Below are 22675 nucleotides of genomic sequence, written 5' to 3' on the forward strand. Positions count from 1 at the left end.
TCCGGGCCCCGCTTCCGGCGGCACGCCGGAAGGAACGTTCCGGCGCTTACTTCTTGCCGCTGGCCGCAGCGACCTCGGCCGCGAAGTCGCTTTCCTGCTTCTCGATTCCCTCACCGAGAGCATAGCGCACGAAGCCCGCGATCTTCAGGGCGCCGCCGACCTTGCCTTCGGCTTCCTTCAACGCCTGCGCCACCGACTTTCCGGTGTCGTGGATGAAGGCCTGCTCGAGCAGGCAGACTTCCTTGTAGTAGGTCTTGAGGCCGGACTCGACGATCTTCTCGATCACGTTCTCCGGCTTGCCCTGCTGGCGATATTTGTCGGCAAGCACGTCCTTCTCGCGCTTGACGACCGCCGGATCCAGACCGGACGGATCGAGCGCGAGCGGGTTGGCGGCGGCGATGTGCATCGCGATCTGCCGGCCGAGCGTTGCGAGTTCGTCGGCCTTGCCGGGCGATTCCAGCGCCACGATCACGCCCATCTTGCCGGCGCCCTCGACGACCGCGCCGTGGACGTAGTTCGACACCACGCCCTGGCTCACTTCGAGCGAAGCGGCACGGCGCAGCGTCATGTTCTCGCCGATGGTGGCGATCGCGTCATTGACGGCGGCTTCGACCGTGACGTCACCGACCTTGGCGGCCTTGATCTTCTCGACGTCGGCGCCGACATCGAATGCGACCTGGGCGATCATCTTGACCAGGCCCTGGAACTGGCCGTTGCGCGCCACGAAGTCGGTCTCGGAGTTGACCTCGACCACGACGCCCTTGGTGCCCTTGGTGAGGGCGCCGATCAGGCCCTCGGCCGCGACGCGGCCCGACTTCTTGGCAGCCTTGGACAGGCCCTTCTTGCGCAGCCAATCCTGCGCCGCTTCCATGTTACCGTCGTTTTCGGTCAGCGCGGCCTTGCAGTCCATCATGCCCGCGCCGGTCGACTCGCGCAGGTCCTTGACCATCGCAGCTGTGATCGTTGCCATCGTTGAAAATCCTTTGTGCCTGCTGGTTCGCCGCGGCGTGGCATCGAAGCGCCCCGCCGCGGTCCATCTCAGGGATTCGCGTCAACTGAATGAAATGGTGGCCGGATCCACTCCGGCCAACCCATCGCTCTCTTGACTATTCCGCTTCCGCGGTCAGCGCCTTGGCCTTGGCCACCCAGGCGTCCGCGCGGCTCGGCAGACCGACTTCTTCGCCGATCTTGTGCGCGGTGTCGTGGTCGAGCTCGGCGAGCTGCCAGAAATGGAAAATGCCGAGGTCGTTGAACTTCTTCTCGATCGCACCCGACACGCCCGGGAGCTTCTTGAGGTCGTCGGCGGTGCCGCGCGGGCCGGCAAGGCCCTGGAAACCGCTCGACGAAGCCGCCGGCAGCTCTTCAGCGAGCGGACGGGCCGACGCGCCGATGTCGATGCCGGAATCGCCCTGGGCGCGCCCGATGCCGTCGATCGCCGCACGCGCGATCAGGTCGCAATACAGCGCGATCGCGCGGCCGGCGTCGTCATTGCCGGGGACCACATAGGTGATGCCCTTCGGGTCCGAATTGGTGTCGACGATCGCGGCGACCGGGATGTTGAGGCGCTGGGCCTCCTGGATCGCGATGTCTTCCTTGTTGGTGTCGATCACGAAGATCAGGTCGGGCAGACCGCCCATGTCCTTGATGCCGCCGAGCGAACGGTCGAGCTTGTCGCGCTCGCGCTGAAGCGTCAGGCGCTCCTTCTTGGTGTAGGAGGAGGCATCGCCGCCCGCCAGCACGTCGTCGAGATGACGCAGGCGCTTGATCGAGGCCGAGATCGTCTTCCAGTTGGTCAGCGTGCCGCCGAGCCAGCGCGAATTGACGAAATACTGCGCGCAGCGCTTGGCAGCATCCGCGACGCCGTCCTGCGCCTGGCGCTTGGTGCCGACGAACAGGATGCGGCCGCCCTTGGCGACGGTGTCGCTGACCGCCTGCAAGGCGGTGTGCAGCAACGGCACGGTCTGCGCGAGATCGACGATGTGGATGTTGTTGCGGGCGCCGAAAATGAACGGCGCCATTTTCGGATTCCAGCGGTGAGACTGGTGACCAAAGTGCACGCCGGCTTCGAGCAGCTGACGCATAGTGAAATCGGGTAGTGCCATCGTTCTAATTCTCCGGTTGTTCCTCCGGAAGCGTGTGAGCAAGACGGAGCGTTGTCGCCCCGGCTGCCACCGGACGGCCTTGTGAGCCATGCTTCCGTGTGAGATGCGGCGCTGTATAGCGCCATTTCGGCCAGAAGCAAGGAAATAAGGGCCTTTCGGGGGCGGTTTCGCCCGAGAGGCCCTTTCCCGGGAGGCCGGGCCTCCCCCTAGCGCCCGATCAGCATTTGGGCTGGTTCGGCGGGCACTTCTTGGCCGCCGGCGGCGGCGGTGCGGGACGCGGCGGTGGCGCGGCTGGTCGCGGCGGGGGTGGCGGCGCAACGGCCATGCGCGGCGGCGGCGGGGGTGCCGGTCGCGCCACCGGCGGCGGCGGCGCGGGCCGCGCCATGGGCGGAGGCGCCGGCCGCGCGGCGGCAACAGGAGGAGCCGGGCGTGGCGGTGGCGGTGCGGCCATTCTCGGAGGCGGTGCCGACACCCGCGGCGGAGGTGGTGGCGTGGGCCGCGCCACGGCCTGGGGCCGCGGCGGCGGTGCTGCCGGTCTGGCCGCCTGCGGCGGGGCCGCCGACGGCAGATGCTGCGGCCTGATCGGCTCACGTGCCGCTGAAGGCGGAGGCACGACCGGCCTCCCGGCCGCAGCCGGCGGCTTGGGTGGCTGGCCGGGCCCGGCAGTCGGGTTGGTCACGGGGGGCCCGGCATTTGCCGGCGCGGCAGCCGTTGGCGCATTGGAATGAGCAGGCGGCGTCGTGCCGGGAGCGGCCGTGATCGGCGCCCCCGGACGGGCCGGCGGTGTCGCGCCAGGTGCGGTCGCCGTCGGCGGCACGGGCCTTCCGCCCGGCAGCGGCCCCGCCCCCGCTGGCGGAGCCGGCGGGCCGCCATGGGCACCAGGAACCGGCAGCGTGTTGGCCTGGGGCAGCCTGGTCTGCGGCGCAAGCGCGGGCGCCGTCTGCGGCGCGCCGGGTGGCGTGGCCGTCGGCGCGACAGCGGTCGGCGTCGTGGGGGGCGTCCCGGGCCTCGCCGTCGGGCGGATCATTGCGCTCGGCGGCATCGGCGCCTTGCCCTGCTGGATCAGCGCGGCGCGCTGCGCGACCGCCTGCGGCACGGCAGGCCCGGCTGGGTTGGCCCGGCCGGCCATCGCCGGCGCCAGATTGCCCGGTCCGGGCCCTGCCCCCGCAGCCGGTGCTGGGGCCGGCGGGCGGTTGATCACCGTGTTGATCACCGTCGTATTATGCATGTTCTGGAAGATGATGTTATTCGGCGGCGGCGCGACATAGACCGGCGGACGAACGAAGACCGGGATCGGCACGAACACCGGCTGCGGCAGCACGAACAGGCCGATCACAGGCATCGGCGGCGGCAGCACGACGAAGTCCGGCGGCGGTGGCGGCAGGTAATAGACCGGCGGCGGCGGTGGCGGCGCGAAGCCGAAATCGGGATCGCTCAAATACAGCACCGGACGATCGACATAGACCACCTCCTCCGGCGGCGGGGGCGGCACGTCGTAGTCAATCATCGCAAAGCTCGGCGGCGGCTCGGCCGGCGCGGTGAGGATCGCAAGGCGCCGGCGCGCGTCGCCTGCATGCGGCCCGCGCGGATAGCGGCGCAGATACGACCAATAGGCTTCCGGCGTGTCGTTACGATAGGTCCGCCGCCAGGTGATGGCTTCGCGGCGCGCCGCGACGATCGCCATCACGCGCTTGGCCAGGGGATCGCCGGGATAGGCCGCGAGAAACTCCTCATAGACCGGCAGCGTGTCGCGCTCGAGCGCGGCGGCATAGGCATCCTGCGCGCCGAGATCGCGGATCGGCCGGGCACGCAACGCGGCGACCTGGTCCGGCGACTCGGACGGAGGCGGCGCATCCGGCCCACGCTCGAAGAACGAGAACGGCGCCGAGATCTTCTGCTCGTTCCAGGGAATCTGCGCACCCTTGCTGGCCTCGTTGACGCGCAGGCGGACGCGGTCGAACACTTCGGGCAGCGGCAGGCCGCCGGTCCGGATCATCTCCGCCAGCGACTGGGCGTAGATGCCATAGGGCCCCGGCTCCTCCGGCGCGACCGTGCCGGGCGCGGCGTTGAACGCGATCAGCATGTTCGGCTCGGGCTCGACCAGCGCCAGACCGCTCGCGATCTGCTGGCCGCCCTCGATGAAGGGCTGCGCGCGGGCCGCGTCGAGCACGACGATGTTGGCCTTGAGCGGGATCGACGCGAGCTGGCGCATATAGTCGCCGATCCGCAGGGCCTCGGTCGGAACGTCGGTGTCGCGGGTGATGTTGGAATCGACCGGGATGAAATAGTTCTCGCCGGCCAGCTGCACGCCGTAGCCGGCAAGATAGACCATCGCGACGGTGCCCGGCCCCGAGGCCTGGGCCTTCTGGATGAAGTCGCGAAAGCTTTTGCGCAGCGTGTCGCCGTCGAGATCGCGCGCACCGACGACGTCGAAGCCGGCCGCCTGCAGCGTCTGCGCGATCAGGCCGGCATCGTTTGCGGTCGTCGCCAGCGGCGACTTGGCATAGGCGCCGTTGCCGACCACGAGCGCGATGCGCTTCTCCTGCTGCTGCGCGCGCACCTCGCCCGGCGCGCCGGCGGCAAGCGCCACGATCGGCAGGAGGAGGCAAATGAAGATTCGAAGCGTCCCACGCATGGCTTGCTTGCCCGCTATTGTAGTTGAGGTGCCACCACGCATGAGGCGCGCAGCCGGCTGAACGGCGGTTGAACGAAAGGCCCGGATTGAGGCGGTCGCGTGGCCGCGCGGCTGCCGGCGTCAGCTTCACGTCAGCCTCAAGTCGGCCTCACCTTACTTCATAGCATGCAGCTCGGCGAGCTTCGTTCGCGCGGTCGCCTCGCCCAGCGCCACGACTCGGCCAGCCCGGGATTCGTCTCGCCCGCCCTCGCGATGGAAACGGCTGCGAGCCCGACCAAGCCGCCGAGGACCGCGCCGCCGGTCGTGGCATCATGATGGCGGAGACCGGGCGTCGGAGCTGCTGCACCCGACGCCCGATACTCCAACGCCGGGCTTAGCCCTGCGCGATCAATTCGACGGCGCCAGTGCGCAAGCGATAGATGCCACCGACCACCTTGAGCTTGCCCTGCTCGACCGCCGCGTTGAGAAGCGGCGCGGCCGATTTCAGCTTGGCAACGTTGTCGACGACGTTCTGGCGAATGGCATTGTCGAGCGCGTTGCCGCTCTGCTGCGCCGCCGCCTTCACGGATGGCGCGATCGCGGCGACCAGCGTCGGGATGTGCCCCGGCAACGGCTTGTCGTCCTTCAGTGACTTGATGGTTGCGTCAACGGCGCCGCAATTGTCGTGGCCGAGCACCAGGATCAGGGGCGTGCCGAGCACGGCGACGGTGTATTCCATGCTCGCAACGGTCTCGTCGCCGGCAAAATTTCCGGCGACGCGGCACACGAACAGATCGCCGCGTCCGCTGTCGAAGGCATATTCGGGCGCGATGCGGGAATCGGCGCAGCTCAGGACCGCCGCGTAGGGATTCTGACCGCCGACCAGCGCTTCCCGCTCATGGGCGAAGTCGTGGCGGCGCGACACGCCCGACACGTAGCGCGAATTGCCCTCCATCAGCCGCTTGAGTGCGGCATCGGGCGACAGCACGTTCTGGGGTTTCGGCGGCGCCTTGGCGTCCTTGGCCAACGCGGCGCCGCCGAACGCGGCCATTCCGAGCGCCGAAGCGGCAGAGAGCATCATGGAGCGCCGCGAAGGAGCGATCGATCGATGCAGACTTTCAGAGCATTTGTCGCACATGGTTGTCGTTCTTCCTTGCTTCCCGCCCAACGAGATTCTCAAGAAGACAACTCATAGCTGCACCCGGCAGACTCCGAAACCACCCGCGGACCTAATAGTTAAACTCTGGTTTGCGGCGACCCGGGAAAGGCTACAGCTGCTGCACGTCCACCACGCCCGCGACCGCCTTGATCGCACCGGCGATCTGGGGCGAGACCTTGAAGCGGCCGGGCAGCTTCATCTCGACCTCGGTCTCGAGGTCGAGCATCATTACCAGCGAGACCTCGCCGTCGCCATTGGAGCGCGGTGTGATGCCGGGACTGCCGACTTTCGGCGCGGCGCCGTTCGCGGCGGCCATGTCGGGGCCGGCCAGACGCTTGGCGATCGAGTCCAGCGGCTTGGTGTCGCGCACGAAGATGCGCAGGCCCTTCTGCGTCTTGGCGGCGGCGTCGTCCAGCGGCTCGGCATGCAGCACGCGGGCGCGGACGTCCTCGCCCTGCAGCTCGGCACCGAGCTGAAGCAGCACGGCAGCGCCCGGCTCCAGCACGTCGCGATATTGCGCAAGGCCTTCGGAGAACAGCACCGCCTCGAAATGGCCGGTGGGATCCGAGAGCCCCATGATGCCCATCTTGTTGCCGGTCTTGGTGCGCCGCTCCATGCGCGAGACCACGGTCGCCGCCACCTTGCCGGCGGTGGCGCCGGTCTTCACCGCGCGGGAGAACTCGGCCCATGACTGCACCCGCAGCCGCTTCAGCACGGTGGCGTAATCGTCGAGCGGATGGCCCGACAGGAAGAAGCCGACGGCGTCGTATTCGCGGCGGAGCTTTTCGGCCGGCAACCACGGTTCGATCTGCGGCAGCATGATGGTCGGCGCATCCGCCGACATGCCGAACATGTCGTTCTGGCCGATGGTCTCGGCCTGGTGCGCGCGCTGGCAGGCGGCGAGAATCGAATCGGCGCCGGCAAACACGCGGGCGCGGTTCGGCTCCAGCGTGTCGAAGGCGCCGGCGGCGGCGAGACTCTCGATGATGCGCTTGTTGATCGCGCGCGGATTGACCCGTGCCGCGAAGTCGGCGAGCGAGGTGAACAATCCCCGCTTGGCGCGCTCCTCGATGATCTGCTCGATCGCCTGGATGCCGACGCCCTTCAGCGCTGCGAGCGCGTAATAGATGACCTTGTCGCCGACCTCGAAGGTCGCGCCGGAACGGTTGATGTTCGGCGGCTCGACCTTGATGCCGAGGCGCTGCGCCTCGGAGCGGAATTCGGACAGCTTGTCGGTGTTGTTCAGATCGAGCGTCATCGACGCCGCGATGAATTCCACCGGATAATGCGCCTTCATGTAGGCGGTGTGATAGGACACCAGCGCATAGGCCGCCGCGTGGCTCTTGTTGAAGCCGTAGTCGGCGAATTTGGCGAGCAGCTCGAAGATGGTCTCGGCCTGCCCCTTCGGCACGCCGTTCTTGACCGCGCCAGCGACGAAGATGTCGCGCTGCTTGTCCATCTCGGCGCGGATCTTCTTGCCCATGGCGCGGCGCAGCAGGTCGGCGTCGCCGAGCGAATAGCCCGACATCACCTGCGCGATCTGCATCACCTGTTCCTGGTAGATGATGACGCCGAAGGTTTCCTTGAGGATCGGCTCCAGCACGGGATGGAGATATTCCGGCTCCTCGTCGCCATGCTTGCGCGCGCAATAGGTCGGGATGTTGGCCATCGGACCCGGGCGATACAGCGCCACCAGCGCGATGATGTCCTCGAAACGGTCGGGGCGCATGTCGACCAGCGCGCGCCGCATGCCCTGGCTTTCAACCTGGAACACGCCGACCACCTCGCCGCGCGCCAGCATCTGGTAGCTCTCGGCGTCGTCGATCGGCAGCGTGGCGAGATCGACGTCGATGTTGCGCGGCTTGAGCAGCTTGCAGGCGACGTCGAGCACGGTCAGCGTCTTCAGGCCGAGGAAGTCGAACTTCACGAGGCCCGCCGGCTCGACCCATTTCATGTTGAACTGGGTCACCGGCATGTCGGATTTGGGATCGCGGTAGAGCGGCACGAGCTCGCTCAAGGGGCGATCGCCGATCACGATGCCGGCGGCATGCGTCGAGGCGTGGCGGGTCAGACCCTCGAGGCGCTGGGCAATGTCGAAGGCGCGCGCCACCACCGGATCCTCGTCGCGGAACGCCTGCAGTTTTGGTTCGCTCTCGATCGCGGCGGCGAGCGTCACGGGCGCCGCCGGATTCTGCGGCACCAGCTTGGTCAGCTTGTCGACCTGGCCATAGGGCATCTGCAGCACGCGGCCGACGTCGCGCAGCACGCCGCGCGCCTGCAGCGTTCCGAACGTGATGATCTGCGCGACCTGGTCGCGGCCGTAGCGCTGCTGCACGTACTGGATCACTTCGCCGCGGCGGTCCTGGCAGAAGTCGATGTCGAAGTCCGGCATCGAGACGCGTTCGGGATTGAGGAAGCGCTCGAACAGCAGGCCGAACTTGATCGGATCGAGGTCGGTGATGGTCAGCGCCCAGGCGACCAGCGAGCCTGCGCCGGAGCCGCGGCCCGGCCCGACCGGAATGCCCTGGCTCTTCGCCCATTTGATGAAGTCGGACACGATCAGGAAGTAGCCCGCGTATTTCATCCGCAGGATGACGTCGAGTTCGAACGCCAGGCGCTTGCTGTAATCCTCGTCCGTCATGCCCTGCGACAGGCCGTGGACCCGCAGGCGGTTGGCGAGCCCCTCCTCCGCCTGGCGCTTCAGTTCCGCCGCCTCCACCGCGGCGGCGTCCGAACTCTGCGCGGCGCCGACGGTGAAGAACGGCAGGATCGGCTTGCGCGTCATCGGGCGGAACGAGCAGCGCTCGGCGATCTCCACCGTCGAAGCCAGCGCTTCCGGAATGTCGGCGAACAGCACCGCCATCTCCGCGCGCGTCTTGAAGCGATGATCGGGCGTGAGCTGCTCGCGCTCGGTCTCGGCGATCAGCCGCCCGCCGGCGATGCAGAGCAGCGCGTCATGGGCTTCGTAATCGTCGGTCGCGGCGAAATACGGCTCGTTGGTCGCGACCAGCGGCAGTCCCTTGGCGTAGGCGATGTCGATCAGGCCGCTCTCGACGCGCCGCTCCTTCTCGGTGTTGTGGCGCTGCAATTCGATGTAGAGGCGATCGCCGAACAGGCCGGCCAGGCGCTCGCAGCGCAGCGCGGCCAGTTCGGCATAACCGCCGGCAAGTGCCAGCGAGATCGGCCCGTCCGGCCCGCCCGTCAGCGCGATCAGTCCCTCGGTTTCACCCTCGAACCAGTCGAACTTGATGAACGGCGCATGGCTGTCGGGCGTCTCCATGAACGCGCGCGAGTTCAGCCGCATCAGGCTGCGATAGCCGCGCTCCTGCGCGGCCAGCAGCACCACGCGCGACGGCCCGATCGCGTTGCGCGCGTTCGGGTCCTGGTCGCCGAAATCGATCGCCAGTTCGCAGCCGACGATCGGCTGGATGCCGGAGCCCGCCATCTTGTCGGAGAATTCCAGCGCGCCGAACAGATTGTCGGTGTCGGTCAGCGCCAGCGCCGGCTGGTGGTCCTTCTTGGCAAGCTCGGCCAGCTTGGCGATCTTGATCGAGCCCTTGAGCAGCGAATAGGCCGAGTGAACGTGAAGGTGGACAAATCCGGCGCTCGGCATGATCGCGTGACGGCCTCTGGCAGATGAAATGGAGCGGTCGCCGGCACCAGGGGGATGTCAGGGAGGTCCATCGGAGAATCCGCCCCGCCTTCCGCCCGCCTTTGCCGACTCGCCCCGTAATGGTGGGGCGTCACCGCGCCAGAGTCCACGCCGGAGCGGCCGCTTCGCCGCGTCGTCCCGCTTTTCCCCAAGTGGGTCGCGGGGAGGTTCACCGCCTGGAACCGCAGCGTCAGAGCTGCGGTATGACCTGGGCCCAGATCGCGATCATTCCGACGAACAGCGTGATCGACGCCAGTGCGGCTGCCTCTTCCACGAAAACCCTGAACATGGCTTGCTCCCTTGTTGGAACGTATGAAGAACATTGTTCTCATTTTGTTCTATGGAGTCAAGCGCGCCGGACGACCTCCCATGGCCATGGTTAACTCGCTGAATTCACCCAATAAAAAAGCCCCGGCCGAGGCCGGGGCTTTTCCACGCGCGCTCAGAAGAGCGTTTTGTCTCAGTAACGGCCGAGCATCGGGCCGCCGAACTTGTAGTTCAGGCGGACGAGGCCCATGTCGACGTCCTGCTTGACGTTGACGGCCAGAACACCGGCCGGGCCGGTCAGGTTGCGGTCGTTGCCACCGAGGAAGATGTGGTTGTACTCGGCGCCAATCGACCAGTTCGGGGCGAAACCGAACTCGAGGCCTGCGCCGACGGTGCCACCCCAACGGGTGTCGTTGGCCGATGCCAGCGACACGCCGCCGAACGAAGTGTCGTACTTGGTGCCGACCACAGCCGCACCGCCCTTGACGTAGAGCAGGACGTTGTTCCAGGCGTAGCCGACCTGGCCGGTGATCAGACCGAACGAATCGATCTTGGTGCTGTTGGTGTTGCCGGTGAGCGCGCCGACATGGCTGCCCGAGAAGTCGGCCCAGTTGCCCTGGCCTTCCACGCCGAACACGAACTGGCCGGATTGCATGCGATAGCCGATCTGGCCACCAACCGTGCCGCCGGTCGCATCGTGCGAACCATCACGGCCGAAACCGACCAGGTCCCATTTCGCGCTCGACGAACCGCCGCCGCCGTTGATACCGATGTAGAAGCCGCTCCAGTCATAAATCGCGGCGACCATCGCGGGCGCCTTGGTGTAAGGCCGTGCTGCGAGATCAGCAGCAAGCGCCGGCGCGGTCGCGCTCAGCGCGACGAGGCTCACAGCCGCAAGCAACAAGTTCTTATTCATTTGAGTCCCGTTCCAGTTTCGTCGTGAGGCCCCCAGGCCGTGGGTTGGTCATAACAGCGATCGACGGAATTGCTGTAACCTCGACGCCACAGTTCGCTCCAAAGGCCCGCGCTTCATTAATGAAGATTTATCAGCGCGCTCTGGAAACCCTTTGAAACAAGTGTTTTCTGTAGTTCCATTGGCGGCGACACGAGATAAGTTGCAGGCGCGCGTAACAACGTCGCGCGCACATTCGCGTGATGGAGAACTGAAAATGCGCAGACGACTCGCCCTCCCCATTGTCGCCACACTTTCGCTCGGACTCGCCACATTTGCACTCGTGTCAGGTGCTTCCACACCTGCGCGCGCGTTCGGAACTCACCATCCCTTCTGCCTCACCGGCGATGAATGGCCGGGCCTGAGCAATTGCAGGTTCGACACCTACGCGCAGTGTCAGGCGAGCGCATCGGGACGCGCGCTGACCTGCATCGCCAATCCGTATTTCGCAGGTCAAAGCGACGACCCCTACGCCTACCAGAATCGTCCGCGCGTGCGGACACCGGGTTATTCGCCCGGCTCCTACCTGCCGCGCTGAGATGCCCAGCGCGCGCCTCGCACTGGCCGTAACCGGCCTGCTCCTCGCGGACGGAACTGCACGCGCGCAAACCTACGATCCGAGCTATCCCGTGTGCATGCAGATCTACGGCCCCGTCGGCTATTTCGACTGCCGCTACGGCACGCTCGAGCAGTGCCGATTTCTCGCCGTCGGACGTTCGGCGACATGCGTGGTGAACCCGTATTTTCCGGCGAGGAAGCCCGCTCGCCGACCGCGGCCGGCCAACTAGCGTTGGCACATCCGGGACACTGATATGCAGTCGGCGCTTCGCCGGCGCTGCGGTGTTGACGCGGACGGATCCGGGTTTAAGTACGGGAGAAATCTTGCAGGGGTGGCGACGTTGGCTGGGCTGGTTCCCGTTGACGCCACCAATGCAGGACACATGACGATTTCGCCTCAAGCGACCTCGCGCCGCGCAAGACCGACCTCGGCTTCAGCGCCCCGTCACCTCGCCATCGTCCTGTTCTCGCTCGCCATGGGCGGCTTTGCGATCGGAACCACCGAATTCGCATCGATGAGCCTGCTGCCGTTCTTCGCCGCCGACCTCGGCGTGGACGAGCCGACCGCGGGACACGCGATCAGCGCCTATGCGCTCGGCGTCGTGCTAGGCGCGCCATTGATCGCCGTGCTCGGCGCGCGGTTCGCGCGGCGCACGCAGCTGCTGGTGCTGATGGCTGTGTTCGCGCTTGGCAATGCGCTCACCGCGCTGGCACCCGGCTTTGGCTCGATGATCGCGGCCCGTTTTCTTGCGGGGCTGCCGCACGGCGCCTATTTCGGCATCGCCGCGCTCGTCGCCGCCTCGCTGGTTCCGCAGCATCGTCGCTCGCAGGCGATCGGCCATGTGATGCTCGGCCTGACCTGCGCCACCATCATCGGTGTGCCCCTGGCCAATCTGATCGGCCAGGCGGTCGGCTGGCGCGCGAGCTTCGGCCTGGTGTCGGTGCTGGCGCTGCTCACGATGTTGTTGTGCGCCCTGTTCGCGCCAATTGATCAGGCCGGCAGGTCGGATCCGCTGCGCGAGCTCGGCGCGCTCAGAAGCGGCCGCGTCTGGATCACGCTGGCGATCGGCGCCGTCGGCTTCGGCGGCATGTTCGCGGTCTACACTTACCTGGCGACGACGCTGATCGAGGTCACCAAGGTCAGTCCCGCCGTCATTCCGTTCTTCCTTGCGGTGTTCGGCATCGGGGCCACGCTCGGCAATCTGTTCGTTCCGCGCTTTGCCGACCGCGCCTTGATGCCGACCGCGGGTTGCATCCTGCTGCTTGCAGCCGTGGCGCTGCTGGTGTTTCCGCTTGTCGCCGGCAATGCCTGGCTGCTCGCGGCCGACATCTTCGCAATCGGCGCCAGCGTCTCGCTCGGCGCCATCCTGCAGACGCGGCTGATGGACGTCGCCGGAGACGCGCAGGCGCTTGCCGCCGCGCTGAACCATTCGGCGTTCAACACCGCCAATGCGCTCGGTCCATTTCTCGGCGGCCTGGCCATCCGCGCAGGGTTCGGCTGGACCTCCACCGGTCCTGTCGGCGCCGCGCTCGCGCTGCTCGGTTTCCTGATCTGGATCGTGGCCTGGCGTGACGCCGGCTTTACCTCAGGCGAGGCGATGCCCCCGGCGAGCCGCGCTGCTCCAACCCGGAACGCTTCGGCGGCTTGACCACCGACCTCGGCGGCTTTCAGGCCGCCAACGTCACGATCAAAGGCCCGTTGCGGGTGGCGATCACCGTGTGCTCGTACTGCACGGTCGGCGCCTCGGGGTTGCTGTAGAGCGTCCACGGGTCGTCGCCATTCTCCGCCCATTCGGCGCCCATGGAGAGGAACGGCTCGACGGTGAACACCAGGCCGTCGGTCATGATGCGGCGTTCGGAGCGATCGGGCCAGGTTGCGATCTCCGTCGGCTCCTCATGCAGCGACAGGCCGACGCCGTGACTGGCAAGATTCCTGACCAGGCTGTAGCCCTTTTTCCGCGCGAAGGTCCCGATCGCCTGGCCGATCCCGGCAATCGGTTTGCCGGCGCCGACCTGCTGCAGGCCGGTCCACATCGCCCGCCGGCCGTCCCGGCAAAGTCGTTCGATCGCGCGGTTGACGGGCGGAACGGCGAACGAGGCTCCGGTATCGGCGAAGAAGCCGTTCTTCTCGGCCGACACGTCGATGTTCACGAGGTCGCCGCGGGCGATCCGCCGCTCGCCCGGGATGCCGTGAGCGATCTCCTCGTTCACGCTGATGCAGGTCGCCCCGGGAAACTCATAGGCCAGCTCCGGGGCGGAACGCGCGCCGGCGGCCTCCAGCAGCCCTCGTCCGATCCGGTCGAGTTCGGAGGTGGTCATGCCCGGCTCGAGCGCCTTCCCCATGGCCTCCAGCGTGGCGGCGACGATACGCCCGATCTCCTTCAGGCGCGTGAGGTCGTTGTCATCGGAGATTGTCATGTCAGGGCTCTCGTGCGGGAGGCCTGGACATAGCGCCTGCAAAGTCGGCTTGCAAACCGGAGAGACTCCGTCGCCCGATCCTGCTTCAGCCCTCGTCGAGCAGATTGCGTACCTTGGCGGCCAGATCTTCGATCGCAAAGGGTTTGGAAAGCAGGTGCTTGCCGGCATCGAGCATGCCGTTGTGAACGATTGCGTTGCGCGTGTAGCCGGTGGTGAACAGCACCTTCAGAGCCGGATATCGCTTCGACAGTTCGGCCGCAAGTTCGGCGCCGGTCATGTCGGGCATGACGACGTCGGTAAACAGCAGATCCGGAACGAGGCCGTCTTCGATCATCCTGATCGCCTCCCTGGCGCTCGCGGCCTCAATGACCGTGTAGCCGAGCTCCCGCAGGCTCTCGGACGAAATGACGCGGACCCGCTCATCGTCCTCGACGACGAGAATGGTCTCGCTCTGCAGGCTTGCGCCGGGATGCGTCACCTCTCGCGACGATGTCGAAATTCCCTCGTCACCTGCGAAGCGAGGAAGATAGATCTTCACCGTCGTGCCAACATCGACTTCCGAGTAGACCTTGACGTGACCGCCCGACTGCCGCACGAAGCCGTAGACTTGGCTGAGGCCGAGGCCGGTGCCCTTGCCCACGACCTTGGTCGTGAAAAACGGATCGAACACCTTTCCCAGCACGTCGGCCGGAATTCCGGTCCCGTTATCCGTCACGGCAATGAGAACATATTGCCCGGGCGACAATGCATATTCGCTGGCATATTTCCGATCGATCGAGGCGTTGCTGGTTTCTATCGTCAGCCGCCCGCCTTTCGGCATGGCATCGCGCGCATTGACCGCAAGATTGATCACGGCGCTTTCCAGTTGGGCCGGATCTGCCTTGACGCGCCAAAGACCGGCCGCCAGGACCGCCTCGAGGCGTACAAGCTCGCCGAGCGACCGCTCGAGCAGTTCGCTCATGCCTCCGACCATCTTGTTGATGTCCACGACCTCAGGCGCAAGAGGCTGCTGGCGCGAGAACGCGAGCAGCCTCTGCGTCAAGGTGGCGGCGCGATTTGCGCCGTCGATTGCGCCTTCGATGAAGCGGTCGACGTTGACCTCGCCCTTGCCGAGCCGTCGTTTGGCGAGATTCAGGCTGCCGAGGATCACGGCCAGCATGTTGTTGAAGTCGTGCGCGATCCCTCCGGTCAACTGACCGACGGCCTCCATCTTCTGGGATTGGCGCAACTGCTCTTCGGCCTTCATGCGTTCGGCAATCTCGTCGGCAACACGTTGCTCCAGGTCGGCATTGAGGGCCTCGAGCCGCGTCAGGAGCCCGGCGTTGTCGATCGCTGTGGCGGCGTGGCCCGCAATCCCGAGCAACGCGGCCTCGTGCTCTGCCTGGAATCTGCCCGTCTCGGCATGGCCGAAGAAGAGTCCGCCGAGAACTTCGCCCGACCGCGATATGACAGGGACTGCAAGGTAGGACCGGACCGGAAGATGCCCCTCGGGCATGCCCTTGTGCGGCGCGTTCCGGCCATAGCGGCCGTCCTGCAGGATGTCGTCGGATCGCACCACCTCCGTCCCCGTGAACGTCGGCTCGAAGACGGCGGTGTTGCGCGGCATCGGAAAATTCTCGAACGCCGATCGCGGCACGCCGGACAGCGAATAGAGCATGTAGCTGCCGCCGTTCGCGCTGAGAACGTTATAAAAGAAGGCCCCAAATTGGGCGCCGGTCAGTTCGACGCCGGCATCCGTCACGATCTGCACGATCTTGTCGAGGTTGCGTTCGCGGGCAACCGAGGCTCCCGTATCGTTCAGGATCCGAAGCTGCCGCTCAGTCTTCTTCTGCGCGGAAATATCCAGAACCGTGCCGATGAACCGGATGGCTTGCCGGTTTGAAAAGATCGCCTGCCCCGTCGCCGCAATCCAGCGTTCGACCCCGTCTTCGATGCCGATCGTCCGGAATTGGATGTTGTAGCTTTTTGGATTATCGGGAACGAGGGCCGCGGATACCGCCGCGTGGGCCCGCTGCCTGTCGTCCGGATGGATGCCCTTCAGGAACGCGCCGTCATAGCTGACTTCGGCGTCCGGCGACAAACCGAACACCTCCTTGCAGCGGTTGTCCCAACGGAGAATGTCGTTCACGGGATCATAATCCCAGATACCGACACCGGCGGCCTTGTTCGCAAGACTCAGGCGTTCAGCGGCGTCTCGCGCGGCCTGCTCCGAACGGACCCGCTCGATATGGGCCCACGATCTCTCGGTGACTTCCGACAGCAACGCCAGCTCGCGCGGCGTCCACCGATGTGGGCCGCTGTGATGAATGGCCATCAGGGCCGTGAGCTGCCCTTCCTTGACCAAGGGCATGCACATCGTCGAGCCTATGCCGATACTCTGAAAAGCGGCCGCTTCCGTCGGCGCGATCTCCTTCAGATTGTCGTTGATGACGAGCGGCCTGCCGGCACGGAGCTCCCGCACCGCCTTCTCGCCGAAATCGGCCAGGCTGTAGTGGCCGAGAATATGCATCGCGCCGGAAGCCGCCCAATCCCCGCGGATAGTGAAGCCGTCTTGATCGGGATCCATGTCGGCATAGGCGCAGTTCGAGACCCCGAGATGCTCTCCGACCATTCTCGTCGTCACCGCCATCACGCCATCGGCATCGCGAGTCCTGGCCGTCTCCTTGTTGAGAGCGTCCAGGAAAAGCAGACGGATCTCATTCTCCCGCACGGCCGCTTCGGCACGTCGACGCTCGACGGCAGTTCGCGTGCGCTCGGCGACATCGTGGATGAGCACGAGCTCCTCGGAGCTCCATGCCCGCGGCTTTGCATTGTTGAGGTAGAGCAGCGCGACGACACCGTCGGGCTCGGAGATCGGCATGTTGACAAATGCGCGAGCGGATATCGCTTCGAGCGCGGCAGCGCGGTCGCCAACGCGAGGATCTTGCTCCGCGTCGGCACAAATGACCGTCTCGCCGCGCTTCAGATCTTCGATGTAGTTGCCATAGTCGCGGAAATGCAGCACCCCCGCCAGGCTCGAGATTCCGGGCGCGTTCCAGTCACGGGCGATGGTGATGGTCTCGGCCGACGTGTCGACCGTGCCGTAGCCTGCCCGGCTGACCTTCAGGCTGCGGCCGAGCAGTTCTGCCGCGGCGTAGGCAAGATCGTCAGGGTCGCCGATTTCCCGGATATGGTCGCCAAGGGCAGCCAGGACAGCATTGCGATCGGTCGAGTCCTCCCCGGCCGTCGTTGTCATCTTTCCCCCTGACACCTGGTCGTCACCGAATAGCGTTCAAATCAATCTTGCGGCGCCGTTTCGCTCCACGGCTATGCCTGCGGGAGATGGGCATCCGCGCTCCCTCACAACTCCATGAAGGCATTAAGGTTCCGGCACCCTCGGCGCCTCCGCGTCGCGGTCCGGCGCGCAGCCGCCTCGTGCTCCGAAGACGCAAAAAAGCGACCACATGCGCTACCGCAAGTTGTGACCGCCTGTCGGGTCGTATAGCGTCAGAACCAAGTGCCCCAGATGCGCCAAATGGTCTCGCAATTCGCCCTCGTCCGGTCCCTTTTTCTCCTGGCCTTGCTGTTGTTTCCCGGCGCATTGCACGCCGAAGCAACGCCGGCCGAGAAAAACGGCTTTGCCCCCCGACTGACGATCTATCTCGCCAAGGGCGCGCCCGACGCGTGCGGGCCGGGTTGCGACCGCTGGATCGCGATCGAGGGCCAGATCGATCAGGACGCGGCGCCCCGCATTCGCCGCTTCCTCGCCGGCGTCAAGGACCTGCAGCGCCCGATCTACCTCCATTCGCCCGGCGGGAACGTCGAGCAGTCCTATGTGATCGCCCGGCTGCTGCGCAGCCGCAAGGCGATCGCCCGCGTCGGCCGGACGATCGTGACGGCATGCGCCGGGGACACGCAGTTGGACGCCGCATGCCTGAAGATCAAGAACGGGAACGGCGAGGTCGAGGCTGAACTCACCACCTATCATGCGATGTGCAACTCGGCCTGCGGCTACCTTTTTCTCGGAGCCACCTCTCGCGAGGTTGCTCCCGATGCCGCGCTGGCGGTGCATAATTCCAGGCTGATCCTCAAGTTTCGAGGCAATCCGCCTCCGGAGGTGGTTGCCGAAGCGCGGCGTCGCCGGTTAGTCGGCGCCGACCGCGACCGCGCCGCGTTCATTGCGGGGATGGGAATCAGCCGCGAGCTCGATGCGCTGATCCGCACCGTGAAATTCGAAAACCTGCACGTGCTGACGCGGCCCGAGCTCTACCGGTTCGGCATAGACACGCGACCGCTGGCCGAGACGATGTGGCGGCTGGAAAAAGGCACCCCGCCGTTCATCAGCAAGATCGCAGCGGTGAAGAAGGAGAGCGACGCGTCGTTCCGGACCATGGAATGGCGGCTGTATTGCGAAAGCAGGAAGCGCGTGCCGCTGATGTTCGCGGGCGAGATCGACGAGGCCACCGTCGGGAAAAGCACGGTCCTGATGACGGCGGCCGCCGATCGGACCAAGGAAGCCGGAGGAACTCCGGTGCGGGCCGGCAAATACGAGATGTGGAGCGGTGCTGTCGATCCTGCCATGGTCACGACGATGCTGGCGTCGCGCACGCTGCAGATCCGTGAAAGCAGGCCGATGCAGGACGGCAAGGCGGACACGGCCAGTTTCGAGCTCGACATGACCGGCCTGGTCTCGGTGTGGGCGCAGCTCGGCGCATCGTGCCCGCCGGCAACGGCCGGAGCGAAGAGCCCGTGGCCGGCGATCCCGTTCCCGAGCGCTGGCGCAACGCCGCCGGCCGCGCCGGCGCCGTAGCCGCAGGGTTGCTTCAGGTTGAGATCGCCCGCCGGATAGTCAGCATCGCCATTAGTAGTCTCCATCCTACACCGGCGTGTAGATCACCAGCTTCAGCGCGAGATCGTCATTGGCCTGAAAGCTGGTGTGCTCGAAATGCAGCACGCCGAGCGTCGGATGCGACATCGTCTTGAGGCCCGAAGACGTGCCGCGGACCTCATGGGCTTCCCACCATTTGACGAATTCCGGGCTGCCCTGCCGCAGCCGCGTCAGCAATTCCGCGAAGGCGGGATCGCCGGCCCAGACGTCGTGCGTGGCGCGAAACATCGCGACCATGCGCTTGGCGACGTCCGTCCAACCCGCTCCGTAAGCCCTGCGCGTCTGCTTGTTGGTCATCATCAGCAGCATCGTGTTGCGATCCTGCTCCGGCAGGCGCCCGAACGCGAAGACCTGCTCGGCGGCCGCGTTCCAGGCCAGCACATCCCAGCGCCGCCCGGTGATATAGGCCGGATGCGGCAAGCTCTCGACCAGCCGCTGGATCGGGGGCGGCACGGTCTCGCGGGTGAAAACGCGCTTGTCACCGTCGCGCGCCAGCGCCTTCAGGTGCGCGTGCTCGGTCTTGCTGAGGCGCAGCGCGCGGGCCAGCGCATCGACAGTCGTGACCGACGGGCTCACCGTGCGGCCCTGCTCCAGGCGGATGTACCAGTCGACGCCGATGCCGGCGAGTTGCGCAACCTCCTCGCGGCGCAGCCCCGCGGTACGCCGGCGCCCGCCGACCGGAAGGCCGACGGTCTTCGGCGACAGCTTTTCGCGACGGGACCTCAGGAAGTCGCCGAATTCGACGCGGCGTGGATCGGCCATGATGTCGCTCACGGATGGAGGGCCCCTGCAATACTAGGATAATACCAGGCCTTCTTGCTCTGTCCAAGGCGGCGCATAACGGATCCACCCGACTTTGAGGTGAAGATCCATGAAAGCTGCCGTGCTCAAATCCTTCGGTTCGCCGCTGGCGATCGAGACCGTCCCCGTTCCGGTGCTTGGCACCGGCGAGGTCATCGTCGACATCGTCGCCACCCGCGTGCTGTCCTATATGAACGAGGTTTTTGACGGGACACGCAATTACGCGCTCGATCTGCCGATCATTCCCGGTCCCGGCGGCATCGGCCGGGTGCGCGCGATCGGCCCGGACGCGACCAGGCTCAACGTCGGCGACTGGGTGTTCTGCGATCCAACGGTACGCTCGCGCGATGATGTCGTCGCGCCCGATATCGCCCTCCAGGGGCTCACGGCCGCCGGCCCCGGCGGCATGCGCCTGCAACAGCATTTTCGCCACGGCTCCTTTGCCGAGCAGATGCGTCTGCCGACAGAGAATGTGAAGCGGCTGGGCGCGATCACGTCCGAGCAGGCAACGCAATGGTGCGCGCTGGGCACGTTGCTGGTGCCCTATGGCGGCTTTCTGGCCGCAAACCTTCGGCCCGGCGAGACCGTGCTGGTGAGCGGGGCCACCGGCAATTTCGGCAGCGCGGCCGTCTCGGTCGCGCTGGCGATGGGCGCCGCCTGCGTGGTCATGCCGGGCCGCAACGAGACGATCCTCGCCGACCTTGTCCGCCGGTTCGGCAGCCGCGTGCAACCGGTCAAGCTTTCAGGCAATGAAGATCACGACCGCGAGGCGATGAAGCGCGCGGCGCCCGGGCCGGTCGATTGCGTGCTCGACATCATGCCGCCCTCGGTCAACCCGACCGTCGTGCGCGCAGCGATCATGACGGTGCGGCCCTACGGACGCGTCGCGCTGATGGGGGGCGTCGGCATGGCGGGCGGCGCGGGCCTCGAACTCCCCTACCCCTGGATCATGCGCAACTGCATCAGCATCCACGGCGTCTGGATGTACCCGCCGGATGCCGCGAGCCGGCTGATCGCGCTGGTGGGCGCGGGGCTGCTCAGGCTGGAGGAGTATCAGACGACGGCGTTCGACCTCGACCATGCCAATGACGCCGTGGCGCACGCCGCGGCCAATGCCGGCCCGTTCAAGATGACGGTGATCAGGCCTTGAGGCCCTCACTCGGCGACGAAGCGCCGTCGCCGATTTTTTTCGTCAGTCCAACCAGGCACTTGGCTACTGTGCATGGGGTTGTTTTCGCAAAATTGACTATTCGAGCTCGACCACCTGGCCGTTCGCCAGCGAGACCCGCCGGTCCATGCGGCCGGCCAGCTCCATGTTGTGGGTTGCGATCAGCATCGCAACCGAGGTCGCCTTGACCAGCTGCATCAGCGCCTGGAACACGTGATCCGCCGTGTGCGGATCGAGGTTTCCGGTCGGCTCGTCCGCAAACAGCACCCGCGGCGCGTTGGCGACCGCGCGCGCGATCGCGACGCGCTGCTGCTCGCCGCCGGACAGCTCGGCCGGGCGATGGGTGATGCGGTCGCCGAGGCCGAGATAACCCAAAATCTCTTTCGCGCGCTTGACGCTCTCGGACTTCTTCAGGCCGCGGATCATCTGCGGCATCATCACGTTCTCCAGCGCCGAGAACTCCGGCAACAGCCGGTGCGACTGGTAGACGAAGCCGATATCGGTGCGGCGGAGCTGGGTGCGCTCGATGTCGGGCAGCTGCGAGGTCGGCGCGCCCGAGACATAGACCTCGCCGGAATCGGGCGCTTCCAACAGCCCCGCGATGTGCAGCAGCGTCGACTTGCCCGAACCCGACGGGGCCACCAGCGCCACCGACTGCCCCGCCCACAGCGCGAGCTTGGCACCGTCCAGGATCGTCAGCGGCACCTCGCCCTGCAAGTACTGCCGCTTTATCTCGTGGAGATAAATGACCGGTACGTCTTCCGCCCCCTGCTGCTCCATCAACCCCTCACTCGTACCGCAGCGCTTCGACGGGATCGAGCCGCGCGGCGCGCCACGACGGATACAGCGTCGCCAGGAACGACAGCGTCAGCGCCATGATGACGACGGCCGTGGTCTCGCCAACGTCGATATCGGCGGGCAGTTTCGACAGGAAATAGAGTTCCGGCGAGAACAGCTCGGTCGAGGTCAGCCAGGACAGGAATTGCCGGATCGATTCGATGTTGAGGCAGATCACGAGGCCGACGATGAAGCCAACCAGCGTGCCGACCACGCCGATCGAGGCGCCCGTGATCAGGAATATCCGCATGATCGAGCCCTGCGAGGCGCCCATCGTGCGCAGGATCGCGATGTCGCTGCCCTTGTCCTTCACCAGCATGATCAGGCCGGAGACGATGTTCAGTGCCGCCACCAGCACGATCATGGTCAGGATCAGGAACATCACGTTGCGCTCGACCTGGAGCGCGTTGAAGAACGTCGAGTTGCGCTGCCGCCAATCGACCAGGAACACCGGTCGCCCGGCAGCCTCCGTCACGGCCTGGCGGAAGGCGACGATCTGGTCGGGATTGGTGGTGAACACCTCGATCGAGGTGACGTCGTTGCTGCGGTTGAAATAGGCCTGCGCTTCCGCCAGCGGCATGAACACGAAACCGAGATCGTATTCGCTCATGCCGATCTCGAACACCGCGACGATCTTGTACGGCTTGATGCGCGGTGTCGTGCCCATGGGGGTCACCGCGCCTTTCGGCGCCACCAGCGTGATGCTGTCGCCGGCATGCAGCGACAGCTGGTCGGCGAGGCGCCGGCCGATCGCGACGCCCTGCCCTTCGTCGAAGCCCTCGAGCGAGCCCTGCTTGATGTTCTTGGCGATCGAGGTGAGGTTGTTGAGGTCGTCGGAGCGGATGCCGCGCACCAGCACGCCCGAGGCGTTCCACGGCGAGGACGCCAGCGCCTGGCCGTCCACCACGGGCGCGGCGAGCCGGATGCCTTTGACCTGGCTGAGGCGGTCGGCGACGTCCTTCCAGTCGGTCAGCGGCGATTCCAGCGGCTGCACCAGGATGTGGCCGTTCAGCCCGAGGATTTTGTCGAGCAGCTCTTTGCGGAAGCCGTTCATCACGGCCATGACGATGATCAGCGTCGCCACGCCCAGCATGATGCCGAGGAAGGAGAACCCGGCGATGACCGAGATGAATCCCTCCTTGCGGCGCGCCCGCAAATAGCGCGCCGACAGCATCCACTCGAATGGCGCGAAAGGCGCGGTTTGCACGGTTTCTGTCATGGTCTCATCCATCGCTCGATAATCCCATGATTCGGGGTCAATTGTGGCCGGATTGGCGGCC

Annotated in this window: 16 protein-coding genes; 5 read left to right on the forward strand and 11 right to left on the reverse strand. The window is 66.2% G+C overall.

The window, feature by feature from the left end; translation table 11 throughout:
- Positions 1-46: 46 nt before the first annotated feature.
- The 6 genes from tsf to CIT40_RS18480 form a co-directional block, all read right to left on the reverse strand.
- Positions 47-970: a translation elongation factor Ts gene (tsf, locus tag CIT40_RS18455; RefSeq protein WP_094890514.1), complete on the reverse strand. Its 924-nt coding sequence runs from the start codon at positions 968-970 to the stop codon at positions 47-49.
- 136 nt (positions 971-1106) lie between these two features.
- Positions 1107-2102 carry a 30S ribosomal protein S2 gene (locus CIT40_RS18460; RefSeq protein ID WP_094890515.1) on the reverse strand — a complete coding sequence of 332 codons (996 nt, stop codon included), beginning with the start codon at positions 2100-2102 and terminating at the stop codon, positions 1107-1109.
- 217 nt (positions 2103-2319) lie between these two features.
- The gene (locus CIT40_RS18465) at positions 2320-4737 is read right to left on the reverse strand and encodes a caspase family protein (protein ID WP_109862230.1); all 2418 of its coding nucleotides are present in this window, start codon (positions 4735-4737) and stop codon (positions 2320-2322) included.
- A gap of 373 nt (positions 4738-5110) precedes the next feature.
- Complete coding sequence (locus CIT40_RS18470; protein ID WP_094891711.1) at positions 5111-5854, reverse strand: carbonic anhydrase; 744 nt, start codon at positions 5852-5854, stop codon at positions 5111-5113.
- A gap of 130 nt (positions 5855-5984) precedes the next feature.
- The gene (dnaE, locus tag CIT40_RS18475) at positions 5985-9488 is read right to left on the reverse strand and encodes a DNA polymerase III subunit alpha (protein WP_094891712.1); all 3504 of its coding nucleotides are present in this window, start codon (positions 9486-9488) and stop codon (positions 5985-5987) included.
- Between the two features lie 499 nt (positions 9489-9987).
- Positions 9988-10710, reverse strand: a complete 723-nt coding sequence (locus tag CIT40_RS18480; RefSeq protein WP_094891713.1) for an outer membrane protein — start codon at positions 10708-10710, stop codon at positions 9988-9990.
- A 253-nt stretch (positions 10711-10963) separates the two neighbouring features.
- Between CIT40_RS18480 and CIT40_RS18485 the strand changes: the two genes are divergently transcribed.
- From CIT40_RS18485 to CIT40_RS18495, 3 genes are all read left to right on the forward strand, one after another.
- Complete coding sequence (locus CIT40_RS18485) at positions 10964-11284, forward strand: DUF3551 domain-containing protein (protein ID WP_094891714.1); 321 nt, start codon at positions 10964-10966, stop codon at positions 11282-11284.
- Between the two features lies 1 nt (position 11285).
- Entirely contained in the window at positions 11286-11534 is a 249-nt protein-coding gene (locus CIT40_RS18490; protein ID WP_094891715.1) for a DUF3551 domain-containing protein, read from the forward strand.
- 153 nt (positions 11535-11687) lie between these two features.
- Positions 11688-12953: an MFS transporter gene (locus CIT40_RS18495; RefSeq protein WP_094891716.1), complete on the forward strand. Its 1266-nt coding sequence runs from the start codon at positions 11688-11690 to the stop codon at positions 12951-12953.
- 19 nt (positions 12954-12972) lie between these two features.
- Here CIT40_RS18495 and map read toward each other — a convergent pair whose 3' ends face one another.
- Positions 12973-13722 (reverse strand): type I methionyl aminopeptidase, encoded by a 750-nt coding sequence (gene map, locus CIT40_RS18500; RefSeq protein WP_094891717.1) that lies wholly within the window; start codon positions 13720-13722, stop codon positions 12973-12975.
- An 85-nt stretch (positions 13723-13807) separates the two neighbouring features.
- Positions 13808-16957, reverse strand: coding sequence for a GAF domain-containing protein (locus tag CIT40_RS18505; RefSeq protein ID WP_094891718.1), 3150 nt, complete (start codon positions 16955-16957; stop codon positions 13808-13810).
- A 279-nt stretch (positions 16958-17236) separates the two neighbouring features.
- Here CIT40_RS18505 and CIT40_RS18510 point away from each other — a divergent pair, with 279 nt between their 5' ends.
- Positions 17237-18511, forward strand: a complete 1275-nt coding sequence (locus tag CIT40_RS18510) for a hypothetical protein (protein WP_334265194.1) — start codon at positions 17237-17239, stop codon at positions 18509-18511.
- Between the two features lie 66 nt (positions 18512-18577).
- Here the strand turns inward: CIT40_RS18510 and CIT40_RS18515 are convergent, their stop codons facing one another.
- Positions 18578-19351 carry a helix-turn-helix transcriptional regulator gene (locus tag CIT40_RS18515; protein WP_094892044.1) on the reverse strand — a complete coding sequence of 258 codons (774 nt, stop codon included), beginning with the start codon at positions 19349-19351 and terminating at the stop codon, positions 18578-18580.
- Between the two features lie 109 nt (positions 19352-19460).
- Here CIT40_RS18515 and CIT40_RS18520 point away from each other — a divergent pair, with 109 nt between their 5' ends.
- Positions 19461-20540, forward strand: coding sequence for a quinone oxidoreductase family protein (locus CIT40_RS18520; protein ID WP_094891720.1), 1080 nt, complete (start codon positions 19461-19463; stop codon positions 20538-20540).
- Between the two features lie 96 nt (positions 20541-20636).
- On the opposite strand, the gene CIT40_RS18525 is transcribed toward CIT40_RS18520, so the two are convergent.
- Positions 20637-21338 carry an ABC transporter ATP-binding protein gene (locus CIT40_RS18525; RefSeq protein ID WP_162307560.1) on the reverse strand — a complete coding sequence of 234 codons (702 nt, stop codon included), beginning with the start codon at positions 21336-21338 and terminating at the stop codon, positions 20637-20639.
- A gap of 7 nt (positions 21339-21345) precedes the next feature.
- A complete protein-coding gene (locus CIT40_RS18530; RefSeq protein WP_094891722.1) occupies positions 21346-22626 on the reverse strand; it encodes a lipoprotein-releasing ABC transporter permease subunit in 1281 nt (426 codons plus the stop codon).
- Between the last annotated feature and the right edge of the window lie 49 nt (positions 22627-22675).

The organism is Bradyrhizobium amphicarpaeae (assembly GCF_002266435.3).
Classification (GTDB): Bacteria; Pseudomonadota; Alphaproteobacteria; order Rhizobiales; family Xanthobacteraceae; genus Bradyrhizobium; species Bradyrhizobium amphicarpaeae.

Excerpts from the sequence above, each read along its gene's own strand:
- tsf (WP_094890514.1), bottom strand. The coding sequence starts at position 970 with ATGGCAACGATCACAGCTGCGATGGTCAAGGACCTGCGCGAGTCGACC.
- CIT40_RS18460 (WP_094890515.1), bottom strand. The coding sequence starts at position 2,102 with ATGGCACTACCCGATTTCACTATGCGTCAGCTGCTCGAAGCCGGCGTG.
- CIT40_RS18465 (WP_109862230.1), bottom strand. The coding sequence starts at position 4,737 with ATGCGTGGGACGCTTCGAATCTTCATTTGCCTCCTCCTGCCGATCGTG.
- CIT40_RS18470 (WP_094891711.1), bottom strand. The coding sequence starts at position 5,854 with ATGTGCGACAAATGCTCTGAAAGTCTGCATCGATCGATCGCTCCTTCG.
- dnaE (WP_094891712.1), bottom strand. The coding sequence starts at position 9,488 with ATGCCGAGCGCCGGATTTGTCCACCTTCACGTTCACTCGGCCTATTCG.
- CIT40_RS18480 (WP_094891713.1), bottom strand. The coding sequence starts at position 10,710 with ATGAATAAGAACTTGTTGCTTGCGGCTGTGAGCCTCGTCGCGCTGAGC.
- CIT40_RS18485 (WP_094891714.1), top strand. The coding sequence starts at position 10,964 with ATGCGCAGACGACTCGCCCTCCCCATTGTCGCCACACTTTCGCTCGGA.
- CIT40_RS18490 (WP_094891715.1), top strand. The coding sequence starts at position 11,286 with ATGCCCAGCGCGCGCCTCGCACTGGCCGTAACCGGCCTGCTCCTCGCG.
- CIT40_RS18495 (WP_094891716.1), top strand. The coding sequence starts at position 11,688 with ATGACGATTTCGCCTCAAGCGACCTCGCGCCGCGCAAGACCGACCTCG.
- map (WP_094891717.1), bottom strand. The coding sequence starts at position 13,722 with ATGACAATCTCCGATGACAACGACCTCACGCGCCTGAAGGAGATCGGG.
- CIT40_RS18505 (WP_094891718.1), bottom strand. The coding sequence starts at position 16,957 with ATGACAACGACGGCCGGGGAGGACTCGACCGATCGCAATGCTGTCCTG.
- CIT40_RS18510 (WP_334265194.1), top strand. The coding sequence starts at position 17,237 with ATGGTCTCGCAATTCGCCCTCGTCCGGTCCCTTTTTCTCCTGGCCTTG.
- CIT40_RS18515 (WP_094892044.1), bottom strand. The coding sequence starts at position 19,351 with ATGGCCGATCCACGCCGCGTCGAATTCGGCGACTTCCTGAGGTCCCGT.
- CIT40_RS18520 (WP_094891720.1), top strand. The coding sequence starts at position 19,461 with ATGAAAGCTGCCGTGCTCAAATCCTTCGGTTCGCCGCTGGCGATCGAG.
- CIT40_RS18525 (WP_162307560.1), bottom strand. The coding sequence starts at position 21,338 with ATGGAGCAGCAGGGGGCGGAAGACGTACCGGTCATTTATCTCCACGAG.
- CIT40_RS18530 (WP_094891722.1), bottom strand. The coding sequence starts at position 22,626 with ATGGATGAGACCATGACAGAAACCGTGCAAACCGCGCCTTTCGCGCCA.